The organism is Variovorax sp. J31P179, from assembly GCF_030316985.1.
In the GTDB taxonomy this organism is placed as follows: domain Bacteria; phylum Pseudomonadota; class Gammaproteobacteria; order Burkholderiales; family Burkholderiaceae_C; genus Variovorax; species Variovorax ginsengisoli_B.
On sequence record NZ_JASZYL010000026.1, the window covers coordinates 14,181 to 29,416 of the forward strand.

The 15,236-nt window shown below is 65.2% G+C and carries 13 protein-coding genes; 5 read left to right on the forward strand and 8 right to left on the reverse strand.

Annotated features, from left to right (window positions below):
* Positions 1-616: 616 nt before the first annotated feature.
* On the reverse strand, positions 617-811 hold the full coding sequence (locus QTI17_RS33700) for a hypothetical protein (RefSeq protein WP_286538452.1): 195 nt from the start codon (positions 809-811) through the stop codon (positions 617-619).
* Between the two features lie 304 nt (positions 812-1,115).
* Between QTI17_RS33700 and QTI17_RS33705 the strand changes: the two genes are divergently transcribed.
* The gene (locus QTI17_RS33705; RefSeq protein ID WP_286538453.1) at positions 1,116-1,283 is read left to right on the forward strand and encodes a hypothetical protein; all 168 of its coding nucleotides are present in this window, start codon (positions 1,116-1,118) and stop codon (positions 1,281-1,283) included.
* Positions 1,284-1,611: 328 nt separating this feature from the next.
* On the opposite strand, the gene QTI17_RS33710 is transcribed toward QTI17_RS33705, so the two are convergent.
* Both QTI17_RS33710 and QTI17_RS33715 read right to left on the reverse strand, forming a co-directional pair.
* Positions 1,612-1,881, reverse strand: a complete 270-nt coding sequence (locus QTI17_RS33710; RefSeq protein WP_286538455.1) for a hypothetical protein — start codon at positions 1,879-1,881, stop codon at positions 1,612-1,614.
* Between the two features lie 157 nt (positions 1,882-2,038).
* On the reverse strand, positions 2,039-2,389 hold the full coding sequence (locus tag QTI17_RS33715; RefSeq protein ID WP_286538457.1) for a hypothetical protein: 351 nt from the start codon (positions 2,387-2,389) through the stop codon (positions 2,039-2,041).
* A 472-nt stretch (positions 2,390-2,861) separates the two neighbouring features.
* Between QTI17_RS33715 and QTI17_RS35185 the strand changes: the two genes are divergently transcribed.
* Positions 2,862-3,041, forward strand: coding sequence for an HU family DNA-binding protein (locus tag QTI17_RS35185; protein WP_353506754.1), 180 nt, complete (start codon positions 2,862-2,864; stop codon positions 3,039-3,041).
* A 1,263-nt stretch (positions 3,042-4,304) separates the two neighbouring features.
* Positions 4,305-4,658 (forward strand): DUF2934 domain-containing protein, encoded by a 354-nt coding sequence (locus QTI17_RS33725; RefSeq protein ID WP_286538458.1) that lies wholly within the window; start codon positions 4,305-4,307, stop codon positions 4,656-4,658.
* 650 nt (positions 4,659-5,308) lie between these two features.
* On the opposite strand, the gene QTI17_RS33730 is transcribed toward QTI17_RS33725, so the two are convergent.
* Positions 5,309-5,962 (reverse strand): DUF4124 domain-containing protein, encoded by a 654-nt coding sequence (locus tag QTI17_RS33730; protein ID WP_286538460.1) that lies wholly within the window; start codon positions 5,960-5,962, stop codon positions 5,309-5,311.
* A 659-nt stretch (positions 5,963-6,621) separates the two neighbouring features.
* On the opposite strand from QTI17_RS33730, the gene QTI17_RS33735 reads away from it, so the two are divergent.
* On the forward strand, positions 6,622-7,395 hold the full coding sequence (locus tag QTI17_RS33735; protein ID WP_286538462.1) for an exodeoxyribonuclease III: 774 nt from the start codon (positions 6,622-6,624) through the stop codon (positions 7,393-7,395).
* A gap of 147 nt (positions 7,396-7,542) precedes the next feature.
* Here QTI17_RS33735 and ligD read toward each other — a convergent pair whose 3' ends face one another.
* The 3 genes from ligD to QTI17_RS33750 all read right to left on the reverse strand — a co-directional run bounded on the left by ligD (position 7,543) and on the right by QTI17_RS33750 (position 13,744).
* Positions 7,543-10,101 (reverse strand): DNA ligase D, encoded by a 2,559-nt coding sequence (ligD, locus tag QTI17_RS33740; protein ID WP_286538464.1) that lies wholly within the window; start codon positions 10,099-10,101, stop codon positions 7,543-7,545.
* A gap of 496 nt (positions 10,102-10,597) precedes the next feature.
* A complete protein-coding gene (locus tag QTI17_RS33745; RefSeq protein WP_286538466.1) occupies positions 10,598-10,774 on the reverse strand; it encodes a DUF3606 domain-containing protein in 177 nt (58 codons plus the stop codon).
* Positions 10,775-11,092: 318 nt separating this feature from the next.
* Positions 11,093-13,744 carry an excinuclease ABC subunit UvrA gene (locus QTI17_RS33750; RefSeq protein ID WP_286538503.1) on the reverse strand — a complete coding sequence of 884 codons (2,652 nt, stop codon included), beginning with the start codon at positions 13,742-13,744 and terminating at the stop codon, positions 11,093-11,095.
* A 145-nt stretch (positions 13,745-13,889) separates the two neighbouring features.
* Between QTI17_RS33750 and QTI17_RS33755 the strand changes: the two genes are divergently transcribed.
* Positions 13,890-14,129, forward strand: coding sequence for a hypothetical protein (locus tag QTI17_RS33755; RefSeq protein ID WP_286538467.1), 240 nt, complete (start codon positions 13,890-13,892; stop codon positions 14,127-14,129).
* A 715-nt stretch (positions 14,130-14,844) separates the two neighbouring features.
* On the opposite strand, the gene QTI17_RS33765 is transcribed toward QTI17_RS33755, so the two are convergent.
* Positions 14,845-15,228: a VOC family protein gene (locus QTI17_RS33765; RefSeq protein ID WP_286538469.1), complete on the reverse strand. Its 384-nt coding sequence runs from the start codon at positions 15,226-15,228 to the stop codon at positions 14,845-14,847.
* Between the last annotated feature and the right edge of the window lie 8 nt (positions 15,229-15,236).

Below are 15,236 nucleotides of genomic sequence, written 5' to 3' on the forward strand. Positions count from 1 at the left end.
AGACGATGCGCCTCTAAAGCGGCCGCACCATTCGTATCGAGGCTATGCGACTGCGGGCGCGAACCGATGGTGAGTGCCCGTCTGGACCTACAGATGGGGTCAGGGAAGACTGAAACATGTCCCGGGAGGTAGGTCAGCGACTTCCGAAGGCTATTTGGAGTTCGTCTAGTGCCGCTCGAACGTTCTCCCAACGCAGCGGCCATATCGGCTGTCGCGCCCTCCGGCGAAGCAACTGGTGTGGGATCGAGCACGAAGCCGAGCCGCTCGCTCGCAAGCGCCCACCTCAACTCGGCGTTGATCTGGTTGGGGGGTCCTGTCCTTCTCGTTCTTGGCCATGGCGGCTACCACCTACCTACTCATATCCCAAGCGCCCACTCATGCGCGAATGATTCCTAATAGGCTTTCCCAAACCAAAGATAACAATCGGGGTCTTGTCACGATGGCCGTGCTTTCAGTCTTCCTCGTTGAAGACAACACAAAAGTTCGAGAGCACCTGTCCCTGCGCTGGCAGATCTGGGATCTGCCACGTGATTGCCATAGCGCAATCGGAATCTGAAGCGATCGCGTGGCTCGCCACCACGAAGGCCAATGGGACCTCGCTGTCGTAGACCTCTTCCTAGAGGACGGCAACGGCCTCGGCGTCTTTGAGTGGCACCGCGGAAGAGGGGGCGCAGGCCCGGAGGCCGCGGCCAGCCTCGGCGATCTCGATCCGGCGCTGGTCGATCGCATGGAGGCGATCATCGACAACGACCGCGTGCTGCGCTGGAGCGTCAAGCAGCGCGGGATTCTGGATGAACTGCGTTGCGACCATGCGCGAGTCCCTGCGCGAAATCGAGCGTTTCTCGACGCAGGGCCGCACTGGGCTCATTCGCTGTCCCACCCTTTTCACGCAGGCGCCCGCTGGCCGCAACGCAAGCCTTCTTCAATCAGTTGCGCTGCCCCAGGCAACTGGTGCGCTTCACGCGCGAGGAGCACGCCGAGGGCGATTGCGAGATGTTGAGTCGTTCGCTGGTGAATCGGCGCTCGCTGGACTGGTTGGATGAGGTGCTCGGGGCTGCTTGATCGTTCGCCTCTGCAAGGTGGAGGCGGCCCGCGTCGGAACTGACCGGCCCGCCATGCTCGCGACTAAGGCCGGCAAGCATCACGGCGTGAAGGCCCTCACCGATGTGGTTGGGTACTGCATCCACGCGACCGACTGCACCGATGCGGCCGAGGTTGATAAGGTTCTCATCATTGACCGTGACAACGCGCAAATGGCGTCCATGGTGGAGGTGCTGCAATGAGCCATATTCGCACGCTGTCGACGGTAGGCGATGTGGCTCCTATGCAGGATGCTCTCGCGGCTCGTCCCGGGCTGTGGGACCAGAACATCGGCCGTACCGCCCCTCAATATTCGCCCCGTCACGGCCTTTCCGACATTTGGGCGCGACATGCCGACCGGGCAACGATGCGTGAGGATGGTTCTCACGATTCGGTCTGGTATCCATGCGCCGATCTCCTGCCGGTGCGCCCCTTCCGGGTCGCCCACGGGCGCGCCGGGGTTCTTCGAGGCGCACCAATGAAGCGCGCTCCGCAAGGCTCCCCCCGCCGCATCAACCTACGGTGGGCGGCTTAGAACTGTCCCTGCCCATCACCGGTGCGGTCATGAACCCAGCGCATCGCCTGCTGCTCGGCGTGACGGGTTGCTTCCGCCTCGGTCCCATAAACGATTTCCTCGGTGTCGTTGGGCAGTTGCGTCTCTTCCTCATCCGCGGGAGTTCGAACAAGAACGACGATGGGCTGATAGCCGCCGCGGACGGGCTCTGCGCGCAACACGAAGCGAAAGCCGCGGTATTCGAGCGAGTGGCCATCGGAAATGGGAGTGCTGGAGTCTGTTGGCATGGTTCTGGCCTCTTGGGAACTCCTCAGATGGTGCGAGAGGATGAGGGCATCGGCATGCAGGCCCGCACAGGGGTTGTTTGAAGGACGGCGCGCCGCGATAGTGAATCGTCCACCCCGCCTTCAAGGCCACGGGCGAGATGGAGAGGCTAGGGCATACCTATTCGAAATCTCCAGTGCTAAGCTTCAAGGGGTTCTCTGTCGAGTACACGTCGCCCGCAGGAGCGAGTTCCAACACCTTCGCGTTGATGGCCTGGCTGTGCCGAAGGTAAGCCTCTGCAAGGCCTTTCTCGCCCGGCCCTGCTCCAAAGTGGTCTTCCATCGCCTCTCGCGTGGCGCGCACCGGTATCGAACCACCAGCCCGCGCTACGCGGAAGGACAGCCATCCACCTTTGTCTTCGAGGTTTGCAAAGCTGCCCAGCGGCGCGCTGCCCGCGCTGCCCAACTCCGCAGGGGATTTCTCGACGCCTTCCTCTGCGCCCGGGGTCAGAAGATTTTGTTGCTCAATCATTGGGCCCTCCAGTTCGATGGAAGCTGGTTGCCGAAAGGTGCCACGAATCCTGGGCCTGCCGATGCAAGCCGCATCGCGGAGCTAGTGCAGGACAACCCCCACAGGAGGTCTTCGGGTGACAACCTCAGCAGCCAGCGCCGCCGAGGCTGCGGGTGCAGGCCTTGGCAGAGGGCCCGTGTCGCCGATGTCTGGAATGATCGGCGCGTTCCTGTCAAAGTCCTTCAATGGATCCCACAGATCCAAGGATGACTTCCGAGATCACGCCAAATAGACGACGATTCGGAAGAACACGGTGGCGCCCCGATCGTTCTCTCGCAGAGACGCCGACGCGACCCAATTCAAGGGCGCGCCGCATGCCTGGCTTCGATTGCCAACGTCCTACTCGAAGGAACCCGGGTTTTGAGCAAGACTGAACTCACCGCAGCCATCGCCGCCGATCCCACTCTCACCAAGGCCGACGCTGCCCGAGCACTTGACTCAGCGCTCGAACCTGGCCGGCGCCCTTGCCAAAGGCGAGGGCGTGCAGTTGGTCGGCTTCGGCAACCTCACCGTTTCGAACCGCACCGAACGTTCGGGTCGCAATCCGTCGACCGGCGAACCGATGACCATCAAGGCGAGCAAGGCTGTTAAGTTGCTGTTGGCAAGTCCTTGAAGGACGCGGTGAACGCAGCGGTGTGATGTAGCGCTTGCCTGGCGTCCTTGACTTGGATTTTCGGTTCAAGCTGGGGGTCCAGGCCGATTCCGGTCTGCGCCCGTGACACTGATCCTGTCACCAAGACCCTGGTGATGATGTCGATGCGCCCTTCCTCGTCGCTGTATTCTCGATGCGTTGGTCAGGTGGTTGGAGAACACCTGAACGAGCCGTTGCCGGTCGCCGAGAACCTGGCATGACGCTTCCGCCTGCACGTCGACGCCCATCAAGCTCGGTGGTCATCCGAATCGGGGCCGGCGGATTGCGCAGCTCATGGCCGCCATAGCGTGGGGCATACCGCGATCGATCGTGAGGCAGTAGTCCACCCTCCTAAACGTAGGCGAGCATCGGTTCTTGGGACCTCGTCGGGCGGAAGCGGGTGATGGCGCTGGCCAAGGAGTCGTCGATCGTCGACGCGCCGAAGGTGGGGCCGCGGACGACGATCCTGTGGCCGGTCAGCTCGTCGCCTGTACCGGAGGCACTGGAGGGGATGAGCTAATGGCCACTTTGAGGCCGTCCAGAGCGTCTTGCGCTCGGTCGATCGCCGTGAGCACGCCAGTTGGCGCCTCAGGAACCGCGCCGGCGGGAGGATTGAGGGCGAAACAGATTCAAGACAACCCGATTGCCGCGCTAGCTGATTGGGGGTCTGCAAGCGTGATGGCCATTGCCCAGACTGAAGACGAAGCGATTGCGTGGCTTGCGCGTCACAAGGGGCGGTGGGATCTCGCAGTTGTCGATCTCTTCTTGGCCGAAGGATCGGGTCTCGGCGTAGTCCGTTGGTGCCAAGGCCGCGACCGCCATCGAGGGTGGCCGTGCTCACCAACTATCCGACCGAGACGATGCGCAAGGCTTGCCTCGAAGCGGCGCAGACGAGTTCTTCGACAAATCGACACAGCTCGAGGAGTTCTTCGAGTTTTGCCTGAACCGGGGCTAACGCGACTTCGTCGTTGGGTTACCCGAACGCGCGCGTTGCGTCGGGGTGGTGTCCTCGTCGAGTGTAGTGAGGCAAGAACTCGAAGATCGCAGGCGCGCCCGCCGAATTAATGGATACCGCCCGGTTGGATCGTGGAGCCAAGGGCCGGCGATCAAGGACCCAGGAGAGCAGTACACGCGGGACGCCGCCCTACATCCATTCGCAGTATCTGCCGATGACAAATCTGACTTCGATTGCTTTCTGATGGGCAGAGCTATAGCGGCGATCTCTCTTTCTTTAAGGAATTTGTCATGAACATGCAGGACATGCAGAACCGCCCCGAGTCGGAGCGTGAGGCCGTCAAGAGCAATATGAAGCGAGCCACCGAGAGTGCGCCCGCAGAGTTCCGAGACAAGGCCAACGAAAGCAAGGTCGTAGAGATCGGCGACGACTTGACGAACCGGCCCATCCAGGGCATTGACCCCCGCGTCAAGTCCGCTTCCCAGTCAGGAACGTCGGGCGGTGACGATCGCCAAGCGCGCATCCGCGCGGCAGCCTACGCCGCATGGGAGCGGCGCGGGCGCCCGGCCGGCCACGAGTTGGAGGACTGGCTTGAGGCGGAGCGCTCGCTCGACCCTAACGCCAACGCTTCGCCCACCGAGTAGCCACCTCAGGGCAAGTCGACCAGCCTCTGTGCGTCCGCCCACGCGCGGTGCGCCGGGAACAATTGCATCAGCCTGGGGTTCCGCTATCGCGCCGTCGTCTGTTTGCAATCCGCGGCTGAACCCCTGCAGTCGTCCTGACGCGAGCGTGCTGTCGGACCGGGGAGCCAGCCGGGCTTCTGTCGATCCCCCGTGCGGCGATCTTGCCACAGGCCGCTCGACCAAGCCCGGATCGATATGACGCGGCGCAGGTTCCGCCATCTTGGAATCACCCGACCGCGGGGGACTCACGACCATTTCCGGGTCGGCGCTAGGTCGCTGTCCTTCCGGCGGGGGCGGTGCGTACGGCTTGGGAACTGGTTGTGCGGCCACAAGACTGATCGACAGCAACATTGCAACCACGCCAAGCAAGATGCAGGCGCGTTGATGAGAGATCGGGAATGACCGACAGAGGCCACACCCAACTCGAATGCACCTATGAACATGCGAAGTCGCTCCTAGCATTCGATCTCCCGCGCCCACTCTCTCCCAGTGCCTGTCCTCAGCAGATCTCGACGCGCGCGATGTCAGCGTCCCATGTGGATGTCTGTAGCCTCGTCTGACTGCGCTCATCCCCGGAAGTGCAAGGGCTAGCCGAGGTCGGCCGGGCGCAGTCAGCGCTTCGCGGCGACGGCTTGCCAGAGCGCTTCGAGTTGAGTTCGCTCCTTGGCGAATCGCAGGGCAAGGCGCTGTCTGTCCTCTTCCATTGACTGGATGAATTTGCTCTGCACCCGAACGCCGGTTTCGTTTTCCTCGAATTTCTCACGCAAGGCCGCCGGTGCCTTGGTGCGGTCCCCACGATAGAACTCGAGTTCCTGGTCGAGCCCTTGCCGCGCAAGCTCCAACGTTGCGAGGTAATGCCTGGCTACTTGGGCGGCTTGTTCGATCTGCGCCAGGGCCTCGTCGCGCTCCCGGTCGTGAATGCGAGCGTCCGGATACCGGACCAGGAGGGCTCGCTCTCGCCGGCGTTCGCCCGCGCGGTCAAGGGCAGCCTGCTCCGCCCGTTGATCTTGATTCTGGCGAGCGACAAGGTCCAGGTCCGAATAGGTCGGTCCGACCGTGTGCAAGACGCCCCCAGTCTTGCGCAACTCCTGCTGGCTCCTGTCCGCGCACTCCACAATCGGTCGGTCTGAACTCAACGCGCGGCCGTGGGCGTCTTTGCAGGCATAGACCCGAGGGGCCGGCTGCGCATCTGCATTTGCTGAGCTGAGCGTGACCAGAACACAACAGGCGAATGCTGCGGCTTTTTCGCCGATCGGCTTCGTCAAAGCAACGCAACCTTCAGGGTCCAAGTGAGGGCCGCCACCAAGCCAATGATCAACGCACAGGTCCTCCACACACGAAGACCTTCGGCAGGCAGCTCGGGGTGAAGGGAGATGGGCCGCCGCGAGGGCGGGCGACCATCGCGCTCAGGCTTGTCGGTCCACCAACCAAGGTTCGTGTCGTATTGCGTTTTGTCAGTAACCGATTGTAGTTACATGTACTACTTTCGTTTGAGTATTTTTTCTCGAGAGGTGTGGGGCCCTCCGCAGCGGCTCGACCGGGCGGAAGCAGACCCCGGTCGAGGTCCGCGAGGACTGCTCTATTGCACCCCTACAAGTCAAGGGCGTCTTGGCCTAGCCGTCGTGCCGGGCGCACCATCTACAAACAGTGGAGCTCTTCAATACAACCCATCCACGTACACGCCGCACGTCCACTTGAAAGGTCTTTGTCATGTCTGCTTCCAGTACCGGCGTGAAGTCGAAGCGAAGGGCGCCGGCGCAACTTCACTTGGTGTCCGTCTCACCGCCGGCGCGCCACGGCACCCGCAAAGCCCGCGGCAGTCGGTCGACCTCGCGGCGCCGGCCCATCCTGTTCGACTACGATGTCTGGATGGCGTGGACCGCACAGGTGCTCGCGATGCCGCCTCGTCCCTGAAAGCTGGCCGGTGCGGATCGCGACCTACAACATCAACGACATTCGGAAGCGAATCGCGCCGCTGCGCGCCTGGCTCGATGTGATCGCGCCCGACGTCGTGTGCCTGCAGGAGCTCAAGTGCAGCGAAGCCGAGTTCCCCACCGGGGAGATCGAGGCCATGGGCTACCACGCGCTGGTCCATGGCCAGAAGAGCTGGAACGGCGTGGCCATCCTGGCGAAGGGCGCACCGCCGCTCGAGATCCGCCGGCGCCTGCCCGGCGACGCCGCCGACAAGCAGGCCCGCTACCTGGAGGCCGCCGTCCGCGGCCTCGTGATCGGCTGCCTCTACATGCCCAATGGCAATCCGCAGCCGGGCCCCAAGTTCGACTACAAGCGCGACTGGTTTGGCCGTTTCAACGCGCATGCCGCGCAGCTGCGTGCCTCGGGACATCCGGTGGTCCTGGCTGGCGACTACAACGTGGTGCCAAGCGATGCCGACATCTATGCCACCCGGTCCTTCAAGGACAACGCACTGCTGCAACCGGCACCGCGTGCCGCGTACCGGGAACTGCTCGATGACGGCTGGACCGATGCGCTGCACCGTCAATCGCCCGAGCAGCCGCTCTACACGTTCTGGAGCTATCTGCGCAACCGTTGGCCGCGCGACGCGGGCATGCGCATCGACCATCTGTTGCTAAGCCCGGAAGTCGCGAAACGGATGGAGCGCGCCGGCGTCGACCGGGCGGCGCGCGGCATGGAAGGCGCGAGCGACCATGCGCCCGCCTGGGTCGATCTTCACGACTGACGATGTTCGCGGGCCGGGATCCCGGCGATTGCCGCAAAAAACACAATCGTCGACAACGAGGTCGCTCCCCCAGCATAGCAACGAGACGGTCTGCCGGCGTCTTGCCACGGTGGCTGAGCCGCCGCTCCTGTGCGGTAAGCGCCCTCGCTACTTTGCCGGCGCGAATCCGATGATCTTCATCGCGGCAGCCAGCGGCTGCCGAGCGGTCCAATAGTCGGCCCATGGGTCTGTCGTCTGAAACGACAGGTGCTCGCGCGCGGTGGCGATGGTCCACTGTGCACCGCCCTTCAGCTTGGGCAGGTCATCCCAGGCCACCGGCATCGACACGCCGAGCCCGGGACGCGCCCGGGCAGAAAACGCCACCGCGGTGGTGGCGCCGTGCCCGTTGCGCAGGAAGTCGACGAACAGCTTGCCGACCCGATTCGAGGGACCGCTCCTGGCCACGAAACGTGCGGGGATGGTGCGCGCGAGATGCTGGACCACCGCCTGCGAGAAGCCCTTGACCGCCTCGTAGCCGAAGCGCGGCGCGATCGGCACCACCACGTGGAGGCCCTTGCCGCCACTGGTCTTCAACCAGGCCTGGAGGCCCAGCTCCGACAACAGCGTGCGCACCAAGATCGCCGCCTCCTGGATGTGCTGCCAGGACGTGCCTTCTCCGGGGTCGAGGTCGAAGATCATGCGATCCGGCTTGTCGATGTTCTTGGCCGTGGAGTTCCAGGTGTGGAATTCGATGACGTTCATCTGCGCCGCCGAGGCCAGCGCCTGCGCGGTCCCGACCTCGAGCAGCGCGCCGTGCCCCGGCCACAGCCCGGGGTCCAGTTCCTTGATGCCGGGGATGCTGATCTTCTCGTCGTGCTTCTGGAAGAAGAGCTCGCCCGTCACGCCGGTCGGGCCGCGCACCAGCGAGCATGGGCGGCTCTTCAGGTGCGGGAGGATCCAGTGCGCCACCGACTCGTAGTAGCGCACCAGGTCGAGCTTGGTGAGGCCCGAGGCGGGGTCGATCACGCGCTCGGCGTTGCTCACCTTGATGCCCCCGGTGGCTGTCTTGCCTGCCGTCTTCACGGGGCCGGCATCCGCGAGAGTCTGGGCCGTCTCGCGCACAATCGCCTGGGCCGGCTTGTCGGTGCGCAGGGAAACATAGGACGCATGCCGGATCTGCCCGTCCGGCGTCCACTCGGCGAAGGCCACCTCGGCGACCATTCGCGGCGCCACCCAGCGCTCGCTGCCTGGGGTGCGCTTTGACCACCGGCCGGGCTTGCCCGCGCCGGCAGGGAAGGGCGCCTTGGCGACCTCGATCTTGGCGAGCTTGCGCTTCAACGCCGCGGCCTCGTCCGAGTCCCATCCGGTACCGACGCTCCCCACCGACACCAGCGTGCCGTCCGGCGCGTGCACGCCGAGCAGCAGGCTGCCGATCTGCGGGGAGCCGTCTGAGCGATCGGTGTAGCCGGCGACCACGAACTCCTGGCGCTGCTGGCACTTCAGCTTGAGCCAGGTCTCCGTGCGCCGCGAGGCGTAGGGCGCGTCGGCGCGCTTGGCAATCACGCCCTCGAGGTTCATGCGGCAGGCCGAACTCAGCACCGACGCCGCATCGGCCTCGAACGCCGCGCTGAAGCGGACGTGGTCCGTCGCCTGCTCGTCGAGCAGTGCCTTCAGAAGCTGCCGGCGCGACACCAGCGGCGCTTCGCGCAGGTCGTAACCTTCGAAGTAGGGCATATCGAACACGAAGTAGACGATCTGCGCGTTGCCTGCGCCGCTGTCGAAGGCCTTCTGCAAGGCGTTGAAGCTGGGCAGGCCTTTGTCGTTGAGCACCACGATCTCGCCGTCCAGCCAGCTCGACCCGAGCCCCAGGCCTTCCAGCTCGCGCACCAGGCCGGGCATCTTGGCCGACCAGTCGTGGCCGCCGCGCGTCACGAGCGCTGCCTTGCCCTTCTCGATGCGGGTCATGATCCGGTAGCCATCGAACTTGATCTCGTAGAGCCACTGCCCGGCCGCCGGGACGCCGGTGGCCAGGGTCGCAAGCTGAGGACTCATCTTGGCGGGGAGGGGCGCCTTGACGGCGCCCGGCACGCTGGCGTCCGTGCCGCTGGCGTGCCTCGCGGTGCGCGCTGCGGCGCGCTTGGAATCGGAAGTTGCCGGACGAAGCGGCTTGGCGATCACACTGTCGGGAAGGGCCGAGACGACGTCGTAGTCCGCCTTCGGTCGCGCAAACGCGTCACGCTTCTTGAACAGGATCCAGGGCTCCTGCTTCTCGCCCCCCTTGGCGATCTTGACCAGTTCCCACAAGCCGGCCAACTTTTGGCCGTGGAGGTGGAAGAGCAGCTTGCCCTTCTTCAGGCCTTCCCGCGGATCGCCCTCGGGCTCCCAGGTCCCGTTATCCCAGACGAGGACCGAGCCGGCGCCGTATTGCTTGGGCGGAATTGTGCCTTCGAACGATCCATAGGACAGGGGGTGATCCTCGACATGGATCGCCATGCGCTTGTCGGCGGGGTCGAAGCTCGGCCCCTTTGGCACCGCCCAGGAGAGCAGGACCCCGTCCAGTTCAAGGCGGAAGTCGTAGTGCAGCCGGCTGGCTGCGTGCTTCTGGATGACGAAAGAAAGTGCCTTGCCCTTGCGGGGCGCGTGCTCGCCCCGAGGCTCGGAGGTGACCGCGAAGTCGCGCTTCGACCAGTATTTCTCGAGCGGATCCAGGCGAGGTTCGTGGGCCATGCCGAAATCTACAAGGCACGCCTCGCCGCGTCGAGCGGCGCGCTCGCCGTTCGAACGCGTTTGGCTCGCTTGCGCAGTCCGAAGCGCGAAAGTATCTGTGAAGGCCCAGTCGGTGGTTCGGCGACGTTGGCCATTGCTTCGACAAACTCCAGGCACGTGCGCTCGATTTCGGCGCCCGCCTCGAGGTGAGCACGCCGGGGTGACTTCGAGCTCACGAGCCCAGCCCCCCGGTGCGCCGGTACGTTTGTAGCCGTTGCCACGCCCCGAAAAGCGCCAGAAGAATCATCATGACGTCTTCGACGTCGACCGGGCCGCCGTCTTCTTGGTAGCGGTTTTGGTGGCGGCACGGCCCCTGGAGGTCGCCCCCGCGCGCGACGTAGGCCGCTCCGCACCAGCAGTGCTGGCCAGCTTTGCGTCGTGTCGTAGCGACGCGATCAATCGCGCCTTGTCGTCCTCGAACGCCCGTGGAAGACGGGGCATAGCGTCCTCTGTTGGTCTATTTTTTCTTGAGGTACGCGCGCACGGCTTCGGCACTGTTGCCCACGGCATGTACTGCCTCCTTGAGCTCCTCGGCGGTGCACCCCAGCGAGTGGGTCCAGCTTTGAACCTCATGAGGCTCGGACCAGGAAATCAGCTTCCGGTCGAGACCGGTCTTCTTCGGATCGTCTGCCATCTCGAACTCCTGTAGGTTTGGACCAGGCATTTCCCGATCGACGATTGAAGATCGTGCCCCCCGAGCGCTGAACGTGAGTGGGCGGTGGGCGCAATGTGGTGCCGGACGACATCCATTGCCCCGGGTTGGTTGTGACAGCGCTCCCAGCGTCTGGCCGATCGTGTGGCACAACATCCGGCGTCCTTCGCCTGCACTGTCCCGTCTGCCCGGTCCATTGCGCTATCTGGCACACCAGCTCGCTGTAGAACTGCCGGCCAGCCGACACGCGCCAAGCGGCCTGCGCCGCACCGAGGCCGAGTCCACCTCGCAGCGGCGCGCTCAGGGCGATGCGCGGGTCGACGCATTCACGAAGGGGGCGAGGTAGCGCGCCGTGAGGCTTCCCGCTGCAGCCGCCACCTGTGCAGGCGACCCGGCCGCCACGACGCGGCCACCGTCCTGCCCTGCGCCCGGTCCCATGTCGATGACCCAATCGCATTGCGCCACCACGCGCATGTCGTGCTCGACCACGATCACCGAATTGCCCGCATCGACCAGGCCGTTGAGCTGCGTCATGAGCTTGTCGACATCGGCGGGGTGCAGGCCTGTGGTGGGTTCGTCGAGCACATAGAGTCCTTTGCCGCGCTGCGCGCGCTGCAGTTCGGTGGCGAGCTTGATGCGCTGGGCCTCGCCGCCTGAAAGCTCGGTGGCGGGCTGGCCCAGGCGCAGGTACCCGAGGCCGATTGCCTGTAGGAGGCGAAGCGGCCGCTCCACCGCCGGCTCCTCGGCGAAGAAATCGACGGCCTCCTCGACGGTCATTCCGAGAACCTCGGCGATGTTCTTCCCGCGCCAGCGGATGGCCAGGGTCTTGTCGTTGTAACGTGCGCCGTGGCAGGTCGGGCAGGGTGCATAGACGCTGGGCATGAACAACAGTTCCACGCTGACGAAGCCCTCGCCCTCGCAGGTGTCACAGCGCCCCTTGGCCACGTTGAACGAGAACCGGCCGGCATCGAAGCGCCGCGCCCGCGCCGAGGGGGTCGCGGCGAACAGCTTGCGAACAGGATCGAAAAGGCCGGTATAGGTCGCGAGGTTCGACCGTGGCGTGCGACCGATCGGCTTCTGGTCGACGTGCACCAGCCGGCGCAGCGACTCCGCGCCACTGACGATGTGCCCCGTCACCCGGTCCATTGCTGTGGGTTCAAGGTCGAGCTCTTCGCCGTCCCGAGGCGCGTCGTGACCCAGGTGCGCCGAGATGAGTTCCGTCAGCGCCCGCGTGACCAGGCTCGATTTGCCGGAACCCGAGACCCCGGTGACGGCCGTGAGGACACCGAGCGGAAATCCGATGTCGAGCTGGCGCAGGTTGTTGCAGTTCACATGGGCGAGCGTGAGCCGGCCGCTCGGCTCCCGCGCTCTACGCGCCGGCAAAGCATCCGTGGCGAACAGGTAGCGCGCCGTGTGCGAGTCCCTGACCGCGCGCAGGCCCTCGGGCGGGCCGCTGAACAGGATCCGGCCTCCTTTTTCCCCCGCGTCTGGGCCGACATCGACGAGCCAGTCGGCGCGCCGCATGATGTCAAGATCGTGCTCCACGACGAACAGCGAGTTGCCGGCGCGCTGGAGCTGGACCAGCGCCGCCAGCAGGGCTTCGCTGTCGGCCGGGTGCAGGCCAGCAGAGGGCTCGTCGAGTACATAGACCACGCCGAACAGGTTCGAGCGGATCTGGGTGGCCAGCCGCATTCGCTGGAGTTCGCCTGGCGACAGCGTCGGCGTGACCCGGTCGAGCGAGAGGTAGCCGAGCCCGAGCTCGAGCAGCGTCGTGACGCGTTCGAGGACGTCGTGGGCGATGCGTTGGGCTGCAATGCGTTTTTCCTCGGAGAGAGCCGGCGTACGGCGCACGTCGGGGGCGGCAAGATGGGCTGATCCGCCGGCCGCGACGCGCTTGGCCGTGCCGCGCTTCGCCGCAGCACGGCTCAGGACCTTCGCATCGGCGCCTTGGGACAAGGCGCCGCGCGCCGCCGGCGCCAGCACGCGCGCCAGTTCGGCGAGCGGCAGCTGCGACAGCGTGCCGATGTCATATCCCGCGAAGCTCACGGACAGGGCCTCGCGCTTCAGCCGCCGCCCGTCGCAGCCCGGGCAGACGCTCGGCGCCATGAACCGCGCCACGCGCTTTTTCATGAGGTCGCTGCGGGTCGTGGCGAAGGTGTGGAGCACGTAGCGCCGCGCGCCGGTGAACGTGCCCTGGTAGCTGGGCTCCAGCCGTTTGCGCAGTGCGGCCCGCGTCTCGGCAGGCGTGAACCCGGCATACACCGGGACCGTGGGCTGCTCCTCGGTGAAGAGAATCCAGTGGCGCACCTTCTTCGGAAGGTCGCGCCACGACGTGTCGACGTCGTGACCCAGGGTCACGAGGATGTCGCGCAGGTTCTGGCCGTGCCAGGCGGGTGGCCATGCCGCGATGGCGCGTTGGCGGATGGTGAGCGAGTCGTCCGGCACCATCGAACGCTCCGTCACTTCGTAGGTCAGTCCCAGCCCGTGGCAGGTGGGGCAGGCGCCCTGCACCGTATTGGGCGAGAAGTCTTCCGCGAAGAGCATCGGCTGGCGCGCAGGATAGGTGCCGGCGCGGGAATAGAGCATGCGCAACGAACTGGAAATCGTCGTCACGCTCCCGACCGACGAGCGGCTGCTGGGTGTGCCGCGCTGCTGCTGCAAGGCCACAGCGGGCGGCAGGCCGGTGATCGCGTCGAATTCCGGCACGCCGGCCTGGTCGATCAAGCGGCGCGCATACGGCGCCACCGATTCGAGATAGCGCCGCTGCGCTTCCGCGTACAGCGTGCCGAAGGCGAGCGAGGATTTCCCGGAACCGGACACGCCGCTGAACACGACCAAGGCGTTTCGCGGCAGGTCTACATTGACGCTTTTCAGGTTGTGTTCGCGCGCACCTCGCACTCGCACGAAGGCGTCCTGCGCTGGGCCTGCATCGTCGGTTCGGGGAATGTTCATGGTGCGACCTCTGTGGCTGCGGGCTGTTGGTTGCGAATCATTGCATCGCTTGTGCACGCCGGCTTGTCGGTCGCGGCCGCAACTACGAGGACGCGCGGTGACTTTCACCGGAGCGCTGCGGCGTGCGGCGTGGCGAGGCAAGCCCATGGCCTACGCGACCTGCGCTGGCGGGATGACCATGCCCCCGGGCCCGGAAACGCACACTTCAGCGTCCGCATTTCAACAGGCAAACGCCGCCCGCGCCCCGGGCAGCGGCAACATCAATCGTGAAGCCTTTAGACCTCGTGCAATGGCCTGCATCCGCAGCCTCGATTGCAGCGGCTTACCGCGTGGGCTCGAGCGCAAAGGGCAAACGCAATGCGGGCTTCTGGATATTCCTGCTTGACCTGGGGCCGCGCCACCACCGCTCACACCGCCGGTGCGCAGCGTCCACGACATCAGGGTGGCCGATGCGCTGACCTGCGTCGTTCCGGCTCAGCTGTGGCGCTCCTCGTAGTGCGCAGTCCGATCACGAAGGCGACGAACCAGAGCTGGCCAACACGGGCATTCCACCGGTCCGAGAGGTCGAGGATCCCGGCGCCGATGAGCAGTGTGGCAAAGCGCGATTGCTGCTGCCGAGCACCTCGATCACCTTATCAGGCGACCAGCGCGGTCGCCAGCGCCACGGACAGTTCTCGAGAGGCACACCAGGACGACGGTGTCATTAAGGTAGTCAAGCAGTTGCGCCGGTGTTGCAAGAGGACGCGGCATCAGCGTCCGGCCCCCTCATCGCCATTCATCAAGGGCGAAGCCACTCCTGCGGCCGCTTCGACAGCAGGTCCGCGGGATCGTCGTAGATTTCGATGGCATCTCTGAAGGCCTCACCCTTCCACCAGCCGCCGGAGCGGACCACCGCTGGGCAAGATCGTCGCGCCTTTCCATTTTCGCCGGCCAACGCCGAGTTGGACAGGTCGCTTCCGAAGGTTAACCCCGTGCAGAGAACGGTCTTACTGGGTAGCCGCCTTCATCCGCCCGGCGCGTCGGCGATAACGCCAAGTCCGACCCATCGCTTGATGCCGGCGGCCCCCTTGGAGGACGCGGCCGCTTCGGCGGCACCCGGCTCAGCCGCCGCTGCCATAGGGTCGGGTGAGGATCTCGAGGAAGTGGCCATCCGGGTCGTTCCAGTAGAAGCCTCGGCCGCCGTCGCCGTGATTGATCTCGCCGGGCCGGCGCTTACCCGGATCGGCCCAGTACGAGATCCCATGCGCGCGAATGCGGCCGAATATCTCGTCGAACTCCCTTTCGCTGACGAGAAAGGCGTAGTGCTGCGAGTCGACCTCGCCGTCGACTTGCATGAAATCCAGCGTGACGCCGTTGTCGATCTCGACACCGAAGAACGGGCCGTACCGGACCGGTGCACCGCGTCCGAGCAGTTCAGCAAGCAATTCTGCGGACGCGCGCGGATCGCGGGCCTTGACGATGGTGTGGTTCAGCTGGATGGGCATGTTGCTTC